13 protein-coding genes are annotated in these 18,885 nt (G+C 52.7%); 7 read left to right on the top strand and 6 right to left on the bottom strand.

Annotated features, from left to right (window positions below; all coding sequences use genetic code 11):
- Positions 1-55: 55 nt before the first annotated feature.
- The 3 genes from IPQ00_09430 (at position 56) to IPQ00_09420 (ending at position 5,464) form a co-directional block, all read left to right on the top strand.
- Positions 56-2,878: an insulinase family protein gene (locus tag IPQ00_09430; protein ID MBL0240780.1), complete on the top strand. Its 2,823-nt coding sequence runs from the start codon at positions 56-58 to the stop codon at positions 2,876-2,878.
- A gap of 8 nt (positions 2,879-2,886) precedes the next feature.
- A complete protein-coding gene (locus IPQ00_09425; protein MBL0240779.1) occupies positions 2,887-4,293 on the top strand; it encodes a glycoside hydrolase family 47 protein in 1,407 nt (468 codons plus the stop codon).
- Between the two features lie 139 nt (positions 4,294-4,432).
- Positions 4,433-5,464, top strand: coding sequence for an NAD-dependent epimerase/dehydratase family protein (locus IPQ00_09420; GenBank protein MBL0240778.1), 1,032 nt, complete (start codon positions 4,433-4,435; stop codon positions 5,462-5,464).
- Positions 5,465-5,504: 40 nt separating this feature from the next.
- Here the strand turns inward: IPQ00_09420 and IPQ00_09415 are convergent, their stop codons facing one another.
- Positions 5,505-5,918, bottom strand: a complete 414-nt coding sequence (locus tag IPQ00_09415) for a hypothetical protein (protein ID MBL0240777.1) — start codon at positions 5,916-5,918, stop codon at positions 5,505-5,507.
- A gap of 193 nt (positions 5,919-6,111) precedes the next feature.
- Positions 6,112-7,428 carry an amino acid permease gene (locus IPQ00_09410; protein MBL0240776.1) on the bottom strand — a complete coding sequence of 439 codons (1,317 nt, stop codon included), beginning with the start codon at positions 7,426-7,428 and terminating at the stop codon, positions 6,112-6,114.
- A gap of 75 nt (positions 7,429-7,503) precedes the next feature.
- Between IPQ00_09410 and IPQ00_09405 the strand changes: the two genes are divergently transcribed.
- Genes IPQ00_09405 through IPQ00_09395 form a run of 3 tightly spaced genes read left to right on the top strand, consistent with a single transcriptional unit; the run spans position 7,504 to position 11,346 of the window.
- The gene (locus IPQ00_09405; protein ID MBL0240775.1) at positions 7,504-8,508 is read left to right on the top strand and encodes a serine hydrolase; all 1,005 of its coding nucleotides are present in this window, start codon (positions 7,504-7,506) and stop codon (positions 8,506-8,508) included.
- A 4-nt stretch (positions 8,509-8,512) separates the two neighbouring features.
- Positions 8,513-8,908, top strand: a complete 396-nt coding sequence (locus IPQ00_09400; GenBank protein ID MBL0240774.1) for a hypothetical protein — start codon at positions 8,513-8,515, stop codon at positions 8,906-8,908.
- Between the two features lie 14 nt (positions 8,909-8,922).
- Positions 8,923-11,346, top strand: a complete 2,424-nt coding sequence (locus IPQ00_09395; GenBank protein ID MBL0240773.1) for a S9 family peptidase — start codon at positions 8,923-8,925, stop codon at positions 11,344-11,346.
- A gap of 51 nt (positions 11,347-11,397) precedes the next feature.
- Here the strand turns inward: IPQ00_09395 and IPQ00_09390 are convergent, their stop codons facing one another.
- The 4 genes from IPQ00_09390 to IPQ00_09375 all read right to left on the bottom strand — a co-directional run bounded on the left by IPQ00_09390 (position 11,398) and on the right by IPQ00_09375 (position 18,286).
- Entirely contained in the window at positions 11,398-15,456 is a 4,059-nt protein-coding gene (locus tag IPQ00_09390) for an efflux RND transporter permease subunit (protein MBL0240772.1), read from the bottom strand.
- 3 nt (positions 15,457-15,459) lie between these two features.
- Positions 15,460-16,659 carry an efflux RND transporter periplasmic adaptor subunit gene (locus IPQ00_09385; GenBank protein ID MBL0240771.1) on the bottom strand — a complete coding sequence of 400 codons (1,200 nt, stop codon included), beginning with the start codon at positions 16,657-16,659 and terminating at the stop codon, positions 15,460-15,462.
- A 12-nt stretch (positions 16,660-16,671) separates the two neighbouring features.
- The gene (locus IPQ00_09380; protein MBL0240770.1) at positions 16,672-18,003 is read right to left on the bottom strand and encodes a TolC family protein; all 1,332 of its coding nucleotides are present in this window, start codon (positions 18,001-18,003) and stop codon (positions 16,672-16,674) included.
- A 91-nt stretch (positions 18,004-18,094) separates the two neighbouring features.
- Complete coding sequence (locus tag IPQ00_09375; protein MBL0240769.1) at positions 18,095-18,286, bottom strand: DUF2892 domain-containing protein; 192 nt, start codon at positions 18,284-18,286, stop codon at positions 18,095-18,097.
- 235 nt (positions 18,287-18,521) lie between these two features.
- On the opposite strand from IPQ00_09375, the gene IPQ00_09370 reads away from it, so the two are divergent.
- A complete protein-coding gene (locus IPQ00_09370; protein MBL0240768.1) occupies positions 18,522-18,860 on the top strand; it encodes a winged helix-turn-helix transcriptional regulator in 339 nt (112 codons plus the stop codon).
- Positions 18,861-18,885: the final 25 nt, after the last annotated feature.

The following is an 18,885-nucleotide window of genomic DNA, read 5'->3' as shown; positions in this document are numbered from 1 at the left end:
TAGTATTTAAGCGGACGCGTAAACTCCTCCGCGGTCAGATCCGCCGGAAATTAATATGAAGATCCTAAAATTCGTTGTTTGTATCGCAATTATGTCCGTTTTATTGATATCGGTTACTGCCCAAAAAGTAGCTGATGACGCCACATTCAAAGTCGATTATGAAAAGTTTGTGCTGCCGAACGGCCTGCAGGTGATTTTTCACATAGACCGCTCGGACCCTGTAGTCGCGGTTTCACTGACGGCCCACGTTGGCTCGGCACGCGAAAAGGCCGGTCGAACCGGATTTGCTCATCTGTTTGAACACCTTCTATTTCTCGAATCCGAAAATTTAGGTAAAGGCGGCCTCGACGCAATGACCGCAAGGATCGGCGGTTCGGGTGCAAATGGCTCAACGAGTCGCGATCGGACCAATTATCTTCAGACCGTGCCGAAGGATGCTCTCGAAAAAATGCTCTGGGCCGAGGCTGATAAGTTAGGCTGGTTCATAAATACGGTCACGGACCCCGTACTCGCCAAGGAAAAGCAGGTCGTCAAAAATGAGAAGCGGCAGAGCTATGACAATAACCCGTACGGTCACACCTCCTACGTGGTCGATAAGAATCTGTATCCGGCCGATCATCCATACAACTGGCAGGTGATCGGATCGCTTGAGGATCTGCAAAACGCTAAATTAGAAGACGTCAAAGAATTTTTTCGACGCTGGTATGTGCCGAACAACGTGACGCTGGTCGTCGCCGGCGACTTTGATACTGGCCAGGCAAAAAAGTGGGTTGAGAAATATTTCAGTGAGATCAAACGCGGTGCGGATATCACTCCGATCGAAAAGCGTCCCGGAATCGTGAAAGCCACGATAGATCTGTATCACGAGGACAATTTCGCAAACGTGCCTCAATTGACCCGGGCTTGGCCGGTCGTTGAGCAATATCATCCCGACTCATACGCTCTCGATGTGCTCGCGGATTACCTTACACGCGGCAAAAAGGCCCCATTCTATCAAGTGTTGGTCGAGGACCATAAACTTACGTCAAATGTCAGAATGTCTAACGACACCGCCGAATTGGCCGGTCAAATGGAGCTTTCGGTCCGGGCTTTTGCTGATAAGGACCTAGATGATGTTTCAAAGGCGATCGACGAGGCATTTGCCAAATTTGAGAAAGAGGGAATTTCCGAAAAGGACTTAAAACGCATCAAGGCGGGTCAAGAGACCCAGTTTTACAACTCGCTATCGAGCGTTCTGGGCAAAGGCGTCCAACTCGCTCAATACAGCATATTTGCCGGCGACCCATCATTTATTGATAAGGACATCAAGAGTATTCTCGCGGTCACGCCGGCGGATGTGATGCGGGTTTATCAGAAGTACATCAAAGGGAAGAATTATGTTTCGACCAGCTTTGTGCCTAAGGGCAAACTGGATCTTGCGATAAAGGGATCTAAAAAGGCGGAGGTCGTCGAAGAAAAGATCGTTCAGGGAGCGGAGGTCGCCGTGGATCCAAATGCCGCGGCAAAGTATGATCGGACACCATCTACATTCGACCGTAGCGTCGAACCACCGTACGGGCCAACTCCTGAAGTGAAAGTACCTGCCGTCTGGGAACAAAAGCTTTCAAATGGGATGCGGGTTTTCGGGATCGAAAATAGTGAGGTTCCGCTTGCTCAATTCGGGATCGTCATCGAAGGTGGCCTTTTGATGGAGGACATCAATAAGGTCGGCGTTGCAAACCTGATGGCGAGCATGATGACACAGGGGACCGCACGCAAGACGCCACAGGAACTTGAGGACGCTATCCAGCAACTCGGAGCCGTTATCAATGTTAGTGCGGGCACGGAGGATATTCGGGTTTCGGTAAATACACTTGCAAAGAATTACACCGAGACGCTCGCTCTCGTTCAGGAGATACTGCTCGAACCGCGTTGGGACGCAAAGGAGTTTGACCTGACAAAACAAGGCGTGTTAAGCCAGATCCGACAGCAGCAGGCAAACCCGAACGAGATCGCTCAGAACAACTTCAACCTGCTGATCTACGGAAAGGACAACATCCGGTCACATAATATTCTGGGGACTGCCGAGACGGTAAATTCGATCACGATCGACGACCTAAAAGCGTTTTACGCCAAAAACCTTTCGCCCTCGATCGCCCGAATGAACGTGGTCGGCGCGTTGAATAAGGCCATGGTCGTCGGATCGCTGAAGAGCCTTGCAAAGGCTTGGAAGGCCAAGAGCGTCAGTGTCCCGAGCTACAAAACTCCGGAACCGCCCGCAAAGTCACAGGTGTATTTCTATGATGTCCCCGATGCCAAACAGTCGGTCCTGCGATTTGGCTATCCGGCACTTGCGGCAACGGACAATGATTTCTATCCGGCGACAGTTATGAATTACATCCTTGGCGGCGGTGGTTTTGCGTCGCAGTTGACGCAGCAACTCCGTGAGGGCAAGGGCTACACCTACGGCATCAATTCGGGTTTTGCCGGGACCCGCAGCCCCGGGGCATTTCTGATCGGCAGCGGTGTGAGGACAAACGTCACTCTCGAGTCGGCCCAGTTGGTCAAAAGCATTCTGCTCGACTACGGTAAAAACTACACGGAGAAAGATATGGAAACGACCAAGGGTTTCCTTATCAAGAGCAATGCAAGAGCATTTGAAACCGCCGCTGCCAAGCTGAATATGCTTGAAAACATTGGAAAGTACGGTTGGAAACCGGACTATGTGAAGGGCCGCGAGCAGATCGTTAAGAGTCTGACCGTTCAACAGATCAAGGATCTTTCGCAGAAATATCTTAATGCGGACAAGATGATCTGGCTAGTCGTTGGCGACGCTAAGACGCAATTGCCACGGCTCAAGGAACTGGGTTTCGGCGATCCGATCCTTCTGAATATGTAGGTCGAGATATGGCATTACGAAAACTCATATTAGCGCCTGCTCTAATACTCGCGACGTGGTCGGCGTTTACGGTCGTTGCGCAAACGCCGCTCAAGATCGACCGCGAAGCCGCCGCCAAACAGGTCAAGGCCGAGTTTTTGCACGCCTGGAATGGCTATAAGCAATATTGTTGGGGTCACGACGATCTCAAACCCCTTACGAAGACCTGTCGCGATTGGTATGGCGAGTCGATACTGATGACGCCGGTCGATTCGCTTGATTCACTTTATTTACTTGGTTTTAAGGACGAGGCTGACAAGACGCGCGAGTATATTGCCAAAAATCTCTCATTCGACAAGGACATAACTGTTCAAAACTTTGAGATCACGATCCGTATCTTGGGCGGACTTTTGTCTAGCTATCAGATAACAAATGATAAACGGCTGTTAGCTCTGGCGGACGACCTCGGGCGGCGGTTGCTGCCGGTTTTCGAGTCGCCGACGGGATTGCCGTATAAAAACGTCAATCTCAAAACAGGAAAAACCTCGGGTGAAATATCAAACCCGGCTGAGACCGGCACGCTACTTATCGAATTTGGCACATTAGCGAAATTAACAGGAAAGCAGATCTATTACGACAAGGCGAAACGTGCGTTGGTCGAGACCTATAAACGCCGCTCACCCATCGGCCTGGTCGGAACCAATATCAACGTCGAGACAGGCAAATGGACCAACACCGACAGTCACATCAGTGCCGAGATAGACTCGTATTATGAGTATTTGCTCAAGGCCGCGATACTGTTCGATGATCAGGATTGCCGCAATATGTGGGAAGACTCAATAGCCAAGGTCCATTCCTATCTCGCTGACGAAGGTCCCGGAATGTCCAAGCCGAATGTGCAGGGCCGCGAGGTTGTCGCCGATCTTTGGTACGGCCACGCTGATATGAACACCGGTAAACGAACTGAAACGACAACCGGGGCATTGGACGCGTTTTTCCCCGGCCTACTCGCCTTGGACGGCGATCTTAATCGAGCCCGTGCACTACAGGACTCAATGTTTAAGATGTGGCAGGTCAATGGCATCGAGCCCGAGGTTTATGACTATAAGTCCGGCAAGACCGTTGCCGCCGGTTATCCGTTACGGCCCGAGATCGTCGAATCGACTTACGTCCTTTACCAGTACACCAAGGATCCGAAATACCTTGCGATGGGCAAGATTATGTTTGACGATTTCGTGAAACATTGTCGGACAGATGTCGCGTATGCGGGACTCAAGAGTACTGTCACCAAGGAAAAGACCGATTATATGCACAGCTTTGTGCTGGCCGAGACCTTCAAGTACTTTTATCTATTATTTGCTCCGGATAAGACGTTGGATCTCAAGAAAATAGTATTTAATACGGAAGCACATCCGATACAAAAGACGTGGAAGTGAGATTACCCGGACAGCTACAAAGTACACCGAGATTTTGAAAAGCCATTTTGAGCAACTTTGATTGGAATCCAAATGAGTGATCAACAAAATTGAAATACTCTCGCTGCGTGCTTCGCAGTATTGTGGTGAAATTATTCTTATGGTCAAAACTAAGGCAATTGCTAAAACTGAAAAGCGTATTCTAATTACCGGCGGTACCGGATTTTTGGGTACGCACATTGTCCGACAGTTTCTGGATGCCGGCGAAACAAATCTAAAAGTGATGGCCTCACGCGTTCCGGTGTGGATGAAAGACGCGGGCGTCAAAGCGGTCGAAGGCTCGGTAACGAATCGCGACGATGTTGCAAAGGCTTGTAAGAACGTCTCGGCGATCTTTCATCTCGCAGGCAAAGTGTCGCGGGATAACAACGATGCTGCTGCGATGAACAGGATCCATCTCGAAGGCACCCGCGTCTTGTGTGAAGCGGCGACGGAGGCGGGCGTCCAGAATATGATTCTCGCGTCATCGAGCGGGACGATCGCGGTCACCGAGGACGACCAGATCGTTGATGAAACCTACCCACCGCCGGTCGATATCATCCTGCGTTGGGCGTACTACGCTTCAAAATACTTTCAGGAGCGGGCAGCGATCGAAAATTTTAATCGTGACGGCCAGCGGCTTGTCATAATGAATCCATCGCTCTTGCTCGGGCCCGACGACGAACGTCTGAGTTCAACCAAACCCGTGCTCGATTTTCTAGGAAAAAAGGTGCCTTACAGTCCCGGCGGCGGATTGAATTTTGTTGATGCCCGCGATGCCGCGGCGGCATTTATTTCCGCTCTAGAAAAAGGCAGACATCAGGAAAAGTATCTGCTCGGTTCCGAAAATATGACGTTTGAGCAATTCTTCGGCAGACTATCGAGGCTCTCGGGCGTGGCGGCACCGATGCTGAAAGTTTCGAAAAAACTTGCAATGGCCGGGTCGAGTATCATTAGTTCGTTTTACAACAATTGGGGCAAAACATCGCCCGTAATGCCTTCTGAGGTCGAACAGGCCGAGTGTTTCTGGTATTTTGATTCGTCAAAGGCGATCACTGAACTTGGATTTGCACCTCGTGACTCGCAAGAGACGCTACAGGACACGATCGCCTATTTGCGTCGCAATTTTCTCGGCGAAGGCGTATTTGACTAGGCAACGGTTTGGACCGTCAGCGATCGGTCTGAAAATAAATTCAATTCCTAAAAAAGAAAAAGAAAAAGAGAGCAGTATACCGCTGGTCCACATTCTTTGCATATCCGATCGTCCGGCGGGAGCTGTCCTCGACCGTCCCGTTCGAATTGACATAACCAAGGGTGTTGCGGCTGGAGTTTTCGGCGGTGCCGTTCGAATTAATGTAGCCCAACGTACGCCGACTACTGTTTTCAACAGTGCCGTTATTGTTAAGATAGCCCAACGTTCGCCGACTGCCATCCTCGATCCTGCCGTTCGAGCCGATATAGCCCAGAGTGCGGCGGCTACTGTCCTCGACTGTACCGCTTGACGAAATATAACCGATCGTACGCCGACTGCTGTCCTCGATAGTTTGTGCCGATATGCAGACCGCAAATGCCAATATTGCGATCAAAATGAGTATTGGTCTTTTCATAAAACAATGAACGCGTCGCTGTGCAATTCTTGCGTCGCGGCCTGGCGATATTTCCCGCGGGGAGTGCCGAAGGTTGGCCACAGATATGTCGCTTCCGTCGCCACACGCAATGTATTATACCATTCCGTCATAGAGCACTGACCGACGCTCAGCCCAAACAAATCGGTGCAATTATTGTGAACAACACGAGCTTCTAAAGTTCCCGGCCGGACAAGTCTAAACCCGCGTTCCGACGCTGCCACAATCTATTTGCGATATAGATCACCAGGCCAATTCCAACCATTATTCCCACGGTGATGCCCTCTTTGAGAAAATCAACGTTGGTCAAAAGCCAAATGATCAACGCCAGCGACAAGACGGCAGAAATGATTCCTAGCGGAGCACTGAACGGCGGTGGCGGCATTTCCTGTCGCCGACGAAATATCGGTAACGCGATTATTGTCGTGGCATATACCAACAGGCGCGTGATCGTTGCGATCGCAACCGCCGTCAAAAATGATGACTGAATGGTGAGGATCAGAATTACGGCCGATGTTGCCAAGATCGAGACATACGGCGTTTTCAACTTGGTGTGAGTCTTTTCGAAGACCGCCGGCAGATCGCGCTGTTCTGACATCGCAAAGAGCAGACGGGTTGAACTTAAAACACCCACATTGAGGTTGCCGAATATCGAGATCAAAGCCCCGACCGTGATCAGAGCGGCTCCAAGCGGGCCAAGAAACGTCGCGGCCGCATCGGCGATCGGACGTTCGGAGGCCGCAAGTCCCGGCAGTGTCCCGATACTTATGATTTGGACGAGAATGTAGAGGATCGCAACGCCGCTGAGAGCTGCAAAAAGCCCGAACGGGATCGTCTTTTGCGGTTCTTTGGTTTCGCCCGATAGTACGACCGATGCTTCGAAACCGACAAAAGCGTAGATCAAAAGTAGCACTGCACTAGAGAACGAACCGTATTCCGGTAAATTCCCAAAACTGAAATTCCCCGGTTGGACAAAGAATGACCCGATAACCACGAAGATCAAGAGCGGCACTAGTTTGCCGACCGTAAAAATATTGGTCATCACTGCCGATTCGCGTACACCCAACAGATTAACGATAGTGATCACCAGCACCACCGAACAGACGATGATGAGACGCGGCGTACCTTCGCCGGCACCGGGAACGAAGAACCCCAAATATGTGGCAAGCAGATTACAGTTGGCCGCAAATGTCGCGACGCGCACGACCCAGTACAGCCATCCGACCTCAAAGCCGACCGCCGACCCGAAAGCCTCTCTTGCGTAAAGATACGGACCGCCCGTCGCCGAGAATCTACTTGCGACCTCGGCATAGCACAACACGATCAAACCAATGATCAGGGCACACGCGGCAAACGCCAAAAGGCTGTAAGACCCGATCTGTGCAAACACCTTTGCGGGCAAGCCAAATATGCCGGCTCCGATGATCGTATTGACTACCAAGGCCGTGAAATCCCAACGACCGATACCGCGGACGAGCTTTTCTTCTATCATCTGATTTTTTTAGAACTGCTTTTCGTTTATACTCTGAAAAACACATTGCGTAAAGATTTGCGGGAGAAAAATTAGATGAAGAAGCTGCTGACTATCGGCGTTTGTTTTGGAATATTGTTTCTATTTTCGTCAGTCGGATCTGCGCAGCGGGTAGCGGCAAAGTCCGAGATCGTTCCGCAAAAGGGTTATAAGGCGGTGGTAGTTCACGAGTCGCCTGAGCTTGGAGCGATCCTCGATTCGTCGATCAAGGCGATGCTTGCCAAGTTTCCATCGGTCGTGTACAAACCGGGCGAACTCTCGGCCACGCTACTCGACGTTCGCGATCCGATGAATATCCGCGGTGCTCAGTATAATGGCGAGCTTAAACTATATCCGGCGAGCGTCGTTAAAATGTATTATCTGGCCGCACTCGAACGGCAACTCGAGGACGGCAAGGTGATAATGTCGCCCGAACTCGCTCGCGGCGTCAAGGATATGATCGTCGATTCGTCCAACGAGGCGACGCAGTATATCCTCGACGTCCTGACGGGCACATCGAGCGGTTCTGAATTGCCGAGCAAGGAGTTTGCTGCGTGGCAGTACAAACGGAACCGTGTCAACCGCTACTTTTCGTCGATGGGCTACACCGACATCAACGTCAATCAGAAAACCTTCTGCGAGGACGCTTACGGCATCGAACAACAGTCTCGCAAATATAAGGGCGAAAACCGTAATATGCTGACGACCAATGCGACCGCACGCCTGATGGCTGAGATCGTGTTGGGCCGGATTGCCGGACCATCGGGCACCGCCAAGATGATGGAATTAATGAAACGCGACCCATTTGCCGCGACCAGTGACGACGGCGACCAGGCACACGGCTTTACCGGAAAAATGATCATCGACCGCAAGATGATGGATACGATGCTTTGGTCAAAGGCCGGGTGGACGAGCAAATCGCGGCACGACGCGGCGTACATCGAGACCGTCGACGGCCAGAAGTTTGTGCTCGTAATATTCACTGAAAATCACGCAAATGAAAAAGGCCCGATCCCGGCGATCGCGTCCGGTGTGATCGACGGCCTGCGTAAAGGGAAATAACAAGATGAAAAGGCTTTTCATATTATCGGCGTTTGCCGCGTGTATTAACTTTTTTGCTCAGGATGCGTCGGCTCAGATGAAGTCACGTGTCAGATTTGCCCGCGGGACGCATTCGGCAACGGTTACTGCAACGGTGAAGGGCTTTGCCTATCGCGACTATATAGTCGGATCGGGTGCCGGACAGACGATGACGGTCTCAGTTAAAGGGACCAATTCATCGACCATTCTGACCGTATTTGCCCCCGACGGTTCAAATGTAGACGGGGCCGCAGAAACCGATCAATATTCGGGTGAATTGGCATCGTCGGGTGATTATGTAGTTCGCGTCGGAATGATGCGCTCCGGGGCACGGCGTCCGGGAGCGACGACGACATTTAAGTTAAAAATTACAGTTCAATAGATCTGAGGTACAAAATGCAAAAGATTATCGTTCGTATTGTTTTGGTATTGGCGGCGACGGCACTGATGAGCGTGTCCGCATTGGCTCAGGGCAGTTATAAAAAGCCGCCCAAAGAGATCTTGGACGTGCTTAACGCACCGACGACGCCGTCCACCTCGATCTCGCCGACACGCGATAAGATGGCACTCTTAACGCCGTTACGTTATCCGCCGATCTCGGAACTTGCTCAACCGATGCTCCGCATTGCCGGTCTGCGCATCAATCCGAATACCAACGGCCAGCATCGTCAGCCGTATTCTGTCAGCGTTACGATCAAGAATGTGTACGACGGCAAAGAAATGTCGGTTGTTCTGCCGGCCGGGGCTAAAATAATCTCTCCGCAATGGTCGCCGAACGGTAAGAATATTGCCGTCGGTAACATTACTGCGACCGGTGTCGAACTCTGGATCGTCGACACCACAACTGCTCGTGCGCGCAAAATAAATAACGTAATGCTCAATACCGCGTTCGGCGGATTTGGATGGGAAGACGACCGAACGATCTCTGCCCAGATCGTTTCTCGCACCCGCGGTGCCGCACCGGCATATCAAAACCTCACGCCGACCGAACCAAACATTCAGGAAACTTCGGGCCGAACGGGAGCCGTTCAGACGTTTCAGGATCTGTTAAAGTCGCCCAATGACGAGCGTCTATTCGAATATTACTGCACGTCGCAGATCGCCCGGATCGATATCGGCGGCAAGGTGACGGAGATCGGTGCTCCGGGTATCTATGATGATGCCGAATTTTCGCCGGACGGCAAATATATTCTCGTTTCTGAGATCACGCGGCCGTTCTCATATCAGTATCCGTCCGGCCGTTTTCCGAAAAAGGTCAGTATCTGGAATACCGACGGCAAGCAGGTCGCCAGGATCGCTGACGTTCCGCTGCAGGACAATCTGCCGGTTCAGGGCGTCCAGACCGGGCCGCGAAGCATCGCCTGGATACCGAGCGAGTCTTCGACATTGATGTGGGCCGAGGCTCTCGACGGCGGCGACCCGCGTAAAAAGGTCAGCCCGCGTGACAAACTGGTCAAGCTGTCGGCGCCGTTTACGGGGTCCGCGACGGACGTGCTCAAGGTTGAAAATCGCTATCAGGGACGTGCCTTTGGTGAAAAGGACGGTCTGATGCTGTTTTATGATTACAACCGCGATGCCCAACGTCGACGCATATTTATGACCGACCTTCGCAACCCTACGTCGATCAAGTTGGTATCGGATAATAACGTCAACGACCGCTACAACGACATTGGCCAACCGGTGATGAAGATGATGCCCAACGGCACCAATCTAATTCGTCAGTTCGGTGACGAGATATTTCTTTCCGGCAACGGAGCGTCGCCGGATGGCGATCGGCCGTTCCTTCGCCGGATGAATCTAAAGACACTTAAGACCGATGAGATCTTTCGTTCGAACAAGGGCGAGTATGAGAGCTTTGTCGCGATAGTCGATGATAACGGATCGCAATTTATGACGCGCAAAGAGTCGCCGTCCGAACCGCCTAATATCTATCTGCACCAACGTTGCCCGCCGGACACCAATTGCCTGGCCGTTTCCGACCGTAAATTGACCGAATTTACCGATCAAGTCCCCATTCTTCGCGGCATCAAAAAGCAGCTCGTCAAATACAAGCGAGCTGATGGTGTCGATCTATCGTTTACGTTGTACCTACCGCCGGGATACAAAGAGGGAACTCGGCTGCCGACCGTCGTGTGGGCGTATCCGCTCGAATTCACGGACTCATCCACCGCCGGGCAAGTGACGGGCTCGACGAGCCGCTTTACGCAGATCGGCGGTATCTCGCACCTATTCTTTTTACTGCAAGGTTACGCGGTGCTCGACGACACGACGATGCCGGTTGTCGGCGACCCATTGACGGTCAATGACACATTCGTCAAGCAGATCGTGGATTCGGCCGCTGCCGCGATCGATAAGGGCGTCGAAATGGGTGTCGTCGACCGCGATCGGGTCGGCGTCGGAGGCCACAGTTACGGTGCCTTTATGACGGCAAACCTGCTTGCCCACAGCGACCTTTTCCGGGCCGGTATCGCCCGTAGTGGTGCTTATAACCGGACGCTGACGCCGTTCGGATTTCAATCGGAACGCCGTACGTTCTGGGAAGCTCCGGATCTGTACGCTAAGGTCTCGCCCTTTTTTGTCGCGAACAAGATAAATGAGCCGCTCCTGATGATCCACGGCGAAGCCGATAATAATCAGGGCACATTCCCGATCCAGTCCGAACGCCTCTTTGCCGCCATAAGCGGACTAGGCGGCACGGCAAGGCTCGTAATGCTTCCGCTCGAATCCCACGGCTATGCCGCCCAGGAATCGACCGAGCATACGCTCTATGAGATGGTTCAGTGGTTCGACAAATACGTCAAAAACGCGAAACCCCGCTAGTCGTCGGCAGTTTGAAGACGAATGGGCCGCCCGCTGTTGCGGGCGGCTCTTTTATTTTGCAATTGGAACGGTGATCACGGGGCAGTGAGAACGTTTGATGATCTCGGTGGTGCGGTTGCCCAATGATTCGTCGGTGAAAAGATCGTGGCTGACACCAATGATAAGAATGTCGGCGACCAGATCGTCGGCTTCTGCGAATATTTGTTCGAGGAAATCGCCGCGACGGACGATCTCGTCCAGTTTGCAGCTATCGCGTTTTTCGGCCGGGATTCGCTCGCAAAGGTCCTCAAACCATCGGTCGTCTCGCGGATTCTCGCCTTCGCCCACCACCCGAAGTACTGTCAGTTGTGACGCGAGTCCGTTCGCGAGTTCCAGGGCGAAATCAATTGTCCGCTGCGAATCATCATCACTCTCGACCGCACAGACGATCGAATTGATAACGACCTTGTCCGGAACCTCGACTTGCGGATTGACCGTGAGAACAGGCGATCGGCTTTCACGCAATACGGCCTCTGCCACGGAACCGAATCTGAGCTTTTCGATGCCGCCGCGACCGTGCGTGCCGAGGGCGATCAGGTATGTGGCGGCCTTGGCCGCCTCGTCGAGTATTGCCTCGATCGGTGGATCGTTTGCCACCACGGCATTCACGTCACCATCCGGGTCAAAGGCCGTGCTGATGTAGTCATTGAGATCGGCCCGCTGAGCATCGTCAGCGTCGCGCTCTTGGCGGCCGATGTCGTCGATCTGCGACGATGTGAAATACGGCGGCAGTTTTGCGTCGCGGGCGTGAAGCACGGTCAACTTCGCACCGACCGCCTTCGCGATAGTATGGGCAAACTTTAATGCGGCGAATGACTGCGGGCTCTTGTCGGTCGGGCAGAGCACGACTTTGTCGGTCGAAATGATCTCTTCGCCCACGTGCTTCTTGCGTTCGCTCATATAGAAGAGCACCGGCACGGCCATTCGCGAAAGCAGGAGCGAGGCGACCTCGCCGGCCATCAACGAGATAGCGAGCCCCTGAAATATCGGGTCAAACAGCATCACGGCCGAGCCGACGATAACCGCCGCGGCCGTCAGCATCATGGGCCTAAACCGTACCGCACCCGCATCGACTACTGCATCGACCAGCGACATTCCGTGCTTCATCCGCAACTCGACAAAGTCAACCAAAATGATCGAGTTCCGTACCACGATGCCCGCCCCGGCAATAAAGCCGATCATCGACGTCGCCGTAAAGAACGCCCCCATTAGAGCGTGTGCCGGCAGTATGCCGACGAGTGAGAATGGGATCGCCGCCATTATCGTTAGCGGCGTCTTGAACGACTGAAACCAACCCACGACGAGAATGTAGATGAGCACCATCACGGCCGCAAACGCGATGCCCATATCGCGGAAGACTTCGTATGTGATGTGCCATTCGCCGTCCCACTTCATCGAGTATTTGTTTGTCAGAAACGGCTGTGACGCGACGAATCGTTCGAGGGCATACCCTTCGGGTAATTTCAACGCCTCGATCTTGTCGTTCAGGCCAAAGATCGCGTAAACCGGGCTCTCGATCGCACCGGCGACGTCCGCGGTGACGTAAACGACCGGCATCAGGTTTTTGTGATAGATGCTCTTGTCGTTTTTAAGTTCGCGGATCTCGACGAGTTCGCTGACCGGCACAAGATTGCCCCGCGTGCCTACGACCTTGATCCGCTGAATGTCCGCGAGTGTGGAACGGCCTTCCTTCGGTAAACGAAGATTGATATACGCGTCTTCTTTCTCGTTTGGCAAATGCACCAGTCCGACATTCATACCGCTGATCGCGACCTGCATTGTTTGGGCGATCTGCTCGGCGGTGATACCGTTGATCGCCGCCTTTTCAGTGTTGATCTTGAGGTTATATTTGGCCTGATTGTCCTCAACGAACCAATCTACATCGACCACACCGTCCGTGTCCGTAAATATGTCGCGTATATTTTGAGCGATCTCGATCTGTCGCTCGTAATTGGGGCCGTAAACTTCGGCAACGATGGTCTGCAAAACCGGTGGCCCCGGCGGCACCTCGGCTACCTTGACGCTGGCGCCGTACTTGGCACCGATCTGGTTAAGGGCGGGGCGGACGCGCTTGGCAATGTCGTGGCTCTGTGCTGATCGGTCATCCTTGGAAAGTAGATTGACCTGAATATCCGCCACATTCGACCCGCGCCGCAAGAAATAGTGACGAACTAAACCGTTGAAATTATATGGTGATGCCGTACCCACATAAAGTTGATAATCGACCACCTCCGGCACCGTGCCGACGAAATCAGCAAGCTCGCGGGTGACGGCGGCCGTTTGCTCAAGCGTCGAACCCTCGGGCATATCGACGATCACCTGAAACTCGCTCTTATTGTCGAAAGGCAACATCTTGACCTTGACGAACTTGAGGAATATGAGCGATACGGATGCGAGTAGCAGCAGGACGACTCCGCCGAGAAATGCATATCTCCATACCGGAATGCTGATGATCGCGTGCATCACCTTGCGGTACAAACGCGTTGTAAAACCCTCTCGCCCGTGCTCGTGCTTGACGTCCCGCTTTAGCATCTTGAGGCTAGCCCACGGCGTTACGACAAAGGCGACGATCATCGAAAAGATCATCGCTGCCGAGGCGCCGACCGGGATCGGACGCATATACGGCCCCATCAGGCCGCTAACGAACGCCATCGGCAGGATCGCGGCGATAACGGCAAATGTTGCAAGAATGGTCGGATTGCCGACCTCATCCACTGCCCGGATCGCAATATCGACGAGCGGTTTGCCCTTATTCTCCGGCAAGGCATAATGGCGTGTCATATTTTCGACGACAACTATGGCGTCATCGACCAAAATTCCGATCGAAAATATTAGAGCGAAGAGCGTGATGCGGTTGAGCGTATATCCGTAGAAATAAAATACGGCGAGCGTCAGGGCAAGTGTTACCGGAATGGCGATCGCTACGATCCCCGATTCGCGAATGCCGAGCGTCAGCAAAATGAGCAGAGATACGGAGGCAATGGCGATCATCATATGCCACAGTAGCTCGTTGGATTTCTCAGCGGCTGTCTCGCCGTAGTTTCGGGTGGTCGTTACCCGAATGTTGCCGGGAATGAAAGTGCCCTTAAGTGACTCAACCTTTTCAAGTATGTGTTCCGAGATCTCAATTGCGTTGGTGCCTTTACGTTTTGCTACGGCGATCGTAACAGCCGGTTCGATCGCGTTAGAATTGACCTCGCCCTTGGCCTCGTGATCGTTTGCGGCAACCTTACCGTACATTACATAGTCCGCCGGTTCTTCGGCACCGTCGCTGATATCAGCGACATCGCGGAGGAATACGGGCCGATCATTGAAAACACCTACGACGACGTTACCGACATCCTCAGCCGACGTCATAAATGAGCCGGTTTCGACGATCGTTTCGCGGTTTCGATTAGAAAAGGTTCCCGATGTTCGTTGCTGGTTCGACTGCTGCAACATCGGGATAATGGCGGCCGCAGCAATGTTTCTGGATGACATTTTGGCGTCATCCAACAAAACGCGAACCTGCCGCCGCTGACCGCCGATGATCTTTACTTCAGAAACATCGACGATCTGCTTGATCTGCTCCGACACCTCCGCGGCGACGCGGCGGAGCGTAAAATGATCGTAATTATTACTCGAAAGCGTCAATGCCAGGATCGGAACATCGTCGATCGAACGCGGTTTGACGAGCGGCCGACTTGCCCCTTGCGGGATCATATCCATATTGGCGGACATCTTTTGATTGAGCCGCACGATCGCATCTTCTTCGTTTTGTCCGACCTTAAAACGCACGATCGCCATCGACATTCCGGGCGATGAGGTCGAATAGACGTACTCGACACCCGGAATTTCCCACAGAAGCCTTTCCATCGGCTTGGTTACACGTTCCTCGACCTCTTTTGATGTGGAACCGGGCATCTGGACCATCACGTCGATCATCGGCACGATGATCTGCGGTTCCTCTTCGCGCGGTAGCATCACGACGGCACCGATACCGAGCAGGATAGCCGCCGCTATGATCAGCGGCGTTAGTTTGGATTGTATGAATGCTCCGGCAAGTTTGCCGGCGATACCGATCTCGTTCATTGCTTACCTGACCTTTGTGCCGTCATTTATTGCCTTGACGTCTGACGTAACGATGTCGTCGCCCTCTGAAACGCCGGTCAATACCTCAATATTGCCTTCGGAAGTCTTGCCCGTTGTGACGATCCTAAACTGGGCGATACCGTTCGCTCCGACCGCATAGACGCCCGTCAACTGGCCGCGTTCGACTATCGCAGTGAGCGGTACGGTGATCGCCTCCTTCTGGGCGACGGGGAAGCGGGCCATTCCGTAAAGGCCGGTCCTGAGTAGCGGGTTGGCTGCAAGATCGATCTTGACGGTATAACTACGACTAGCAGCGTCGGAGGTTGGCATGATCTCAGCGACCGTGCCCATAAACTCGCCCTCGCCTATCGCGTCGATCCGGACATTGACACGATTGCCGATCCTGATCAGTTTGCTACGCGATTCTTCGACCGCAGCCTCAAGTCGATATTGTGAATTGTCCTCGATCGATAGAAGCGGTACGCCGGGGCCCGCGGTTGACCCGGATTCTGCAAACTTTTTGACCACGACGCCCGAAACCGGCGATGAGATACGCGAATAGCCTTGGAATACCTGTGTACTCGAAATGTCGGCTCGAGCCTGGTCTATGCGAGCGTTGAGCTGCTTTTTCTTGGACAGTACGACCTGCACGCCGGCTTTAGCCCGGTCGAGTTCGGACCGAGCCATTTTGAGCCTGGATTGAGCCTCGTCAAATTCCTGGGCGGTTGCCGAACGGCGTTCAAATAGTTCCTTGTAACGGTCAAAGGTAACTTGTGCTAACTGCCGGTTCGCCTCGGCCGTCTGGACGGCTGCATTAGCCGCCTCAACGGATCTGTCGATCTCGATCAGCCCGGCCTGAGCCTCTCTCATACCCGCCTGGGCTTTCTGAAATTGTGCCTGGCTCTCGCGATTGTCGATCTCGACCAAGACCTGTCCCTTCGATACCGTGTCTCCCTCGGCAACCGGAAACGACACGATGCGGCCCATTATGTTGGCAGACACCTGCGTCGTGGTCTTTGCCTTAACGGTGCCGGTGGCCTCATAGAAATCCTCGATCGAGGACTTTGTCACTTTCGTGATCGTTACGTTGCGGGCATCGACGGCCGTCTCGGGCTGTTTGGTCGTCTCCGTCGCCTTGCCGCAGCCGCCGGCGAACATCGCGGCCGCCCCGAGCGAAATTATAAGTGCAAACTTTCTCTTCATTGTCATCACCGTTTAATCAAAGAGCCTGACATCGCTCAGGCGTCCAGTCGCGAGCAAGATCGAAGCAAAGCTAACGTAATAGTCGTATCTGGCCTTTAGAATATTCTGTTTTGCGGCGACCACGGCGGACTCGGCACGCAAGACTTCGTTAAATGTCGTCAGGCCGAACTTATATCTGTCCTGGACGATCCTCAGAGCCTCTTCCGCATACGCTGTGCTCTTAATAGAAACCTGTATCTTGCCGCGTGCCGTGCTGTAATTTTGTAGTGAGCGTATGACATCGAGCCGGATCGCGTCGGCCAGATTTTGCTTTTCAAGTTCTGCCATCGAAACCGCTTCCGCGGCCTGTTGCGTCCGGGACTTTCGCCCGGCGTCGAAGATCGTGTATGTCAGATTGACTCCGACCGTGTAGTCCGAACTGCCGTTTGCAATGTACGGCGAGCTATAACCAAAATTTCCAAAGCCGTCGACCCTCGGGAGTTTCTGATCACGCAATGCCTGCGTTTGGATACGGCCGTTCTCGACCGCTAATTCTGCTTTCTGATAGTCAGGCCGATTCTCGAGAGCGATGCGGATCAGAGCGTCACGGTCATCGACTGGAAAGTACTTTTCGCGGAGGTCACCGGTCAGTTCAAGCTGAGTTTCCGGTTTATCGCCCAGCGTTATATTGAGTGTCGCGAGAGTAGTGACCAGATCGTTTTCTGCCTCAAGCCGGTTCTGGGTGGCATTAGCTAGTTCGACCTCAGCAGCCAGCAGGTCAGCCTCAGTCGTCATACCGACATCGACCATATCCTTGGTCTTTTTGCGGTTTGCCTCGGCCGATCTTATCGCTTCACTACGGACCTTTATCATTTCGGTGCCGAGTACCGCGCCGTAGTATGTATTAATGACGTCGAATCTTAGTTTCTGCCTGATGGCCTCAGTCTGCAATTCAGCCTGGCTTTTGGCCGCCACCGCCTGACGCACCCTTGAACGTATTTGATATTGATCAAATATCGGCATCTGTGCACCGACGAGCGAGCGAAAATTGAAAATACCGTTGGGGTGATTCAATAGGTCAACTTGAAAATTCGCCGCTCCAAAACGCCCTTGTTCGAGCAACGATCCAAAAACAAAGACCGGATTGTTACTGCGGATCGCCGACTGGCTGAATTGCACGAATGGCAACCGTCCGGACTTCGCCTCGTTGACTTTTTCCGCGGCGATCTTTACACCGGATTCGGCTATCTTAGGCTGTATGCTTTTTGTAAGTGCGGCTTCGACCGCATCTTTTAGATCAAGCTTTACAGGCGTCCGGTCCTGTGAAAACAGCGGTAACGCCCCGGCCACGATGACCAATGCCATAATGGCGAGCCTCGATCTGCTAAAAATAGGTTTTGACCAGTTCATCACGGCGAAAGCTTCCTCGTCCTAGCTGCTGCAAAGTATTGGCAGGTCAATTATTCTTAAAGCCCGCCGCCTGAAGTATCGAGATCATCGGGCACCATTTGGTAAATGCCGACTGAACCAGATTGAGTCCGACGAATCCCGTAAAGTAAAAGAAGTACGGGCTGACCCAAAAGCCAAGGACGACGCTTATAAAAATGAAGCTACCCGCGATCAAATGAAGCATTCTATCAAGTGTCATTTCAATTTCTCCTATCAATCAAGCTTTACTGTATAACGATATAGTGATACAGTCAACCCAGCTCGATGCATTTTGGTGCAGCACAAAAACATCGGTAGTGGGCGGCGTTCTGGCGGGTCGAGCATTATGCCGGTCATTCACTTAGAGAGATGTATCACTTTGAAGTAATATGGAAATAACGGTCAACAGCAATAGATTTTGTTATAAAAGCTTTGCCGTAGAGGAACAGCCCGAGATGGTTAGAAACGAGATAGATGATGGTGCTCTTGAACTGATCGCGAGCCGTTTTCGGCTTTTGGCAGAACCGATGCGGCTAAAGATCCTGCACGCCCTTGGCGATACTGAGTTGAGCGTAGGCGAACTCGTCGAAGTGACCGGTGCCAATCAGGCAAATGTGTCAAAGCATCTCGGTATTCTGCTCGATGCCGGTGTCGTTTCCCGCCGCAAGGACGGATTGAGAGCCATTTACAGGGTTTCGGATGAATCTATCTTTGCTTTGTGCGATGTCGTCTGTTCTAGGCTTGAGCACCAACTCGACCAGCATCGTGACGCTCTCGCGACCATTCGAAGCTAGTTTCCTACACCGTAGATCCGAATTG

It is taken from the genome of Chloracidobacterium sp., assembly GCA_016720705.1.
In the GTDB taxonomy this organism is placed as follows: Bacteria; Acidobacteriota; Blastocatellia; order Pyrinomonadales; family Pyrinomonadaceae; genus OLB17.
This window is presented reverse-complemented; position numbering and strand designations above follow the sequence as displayed.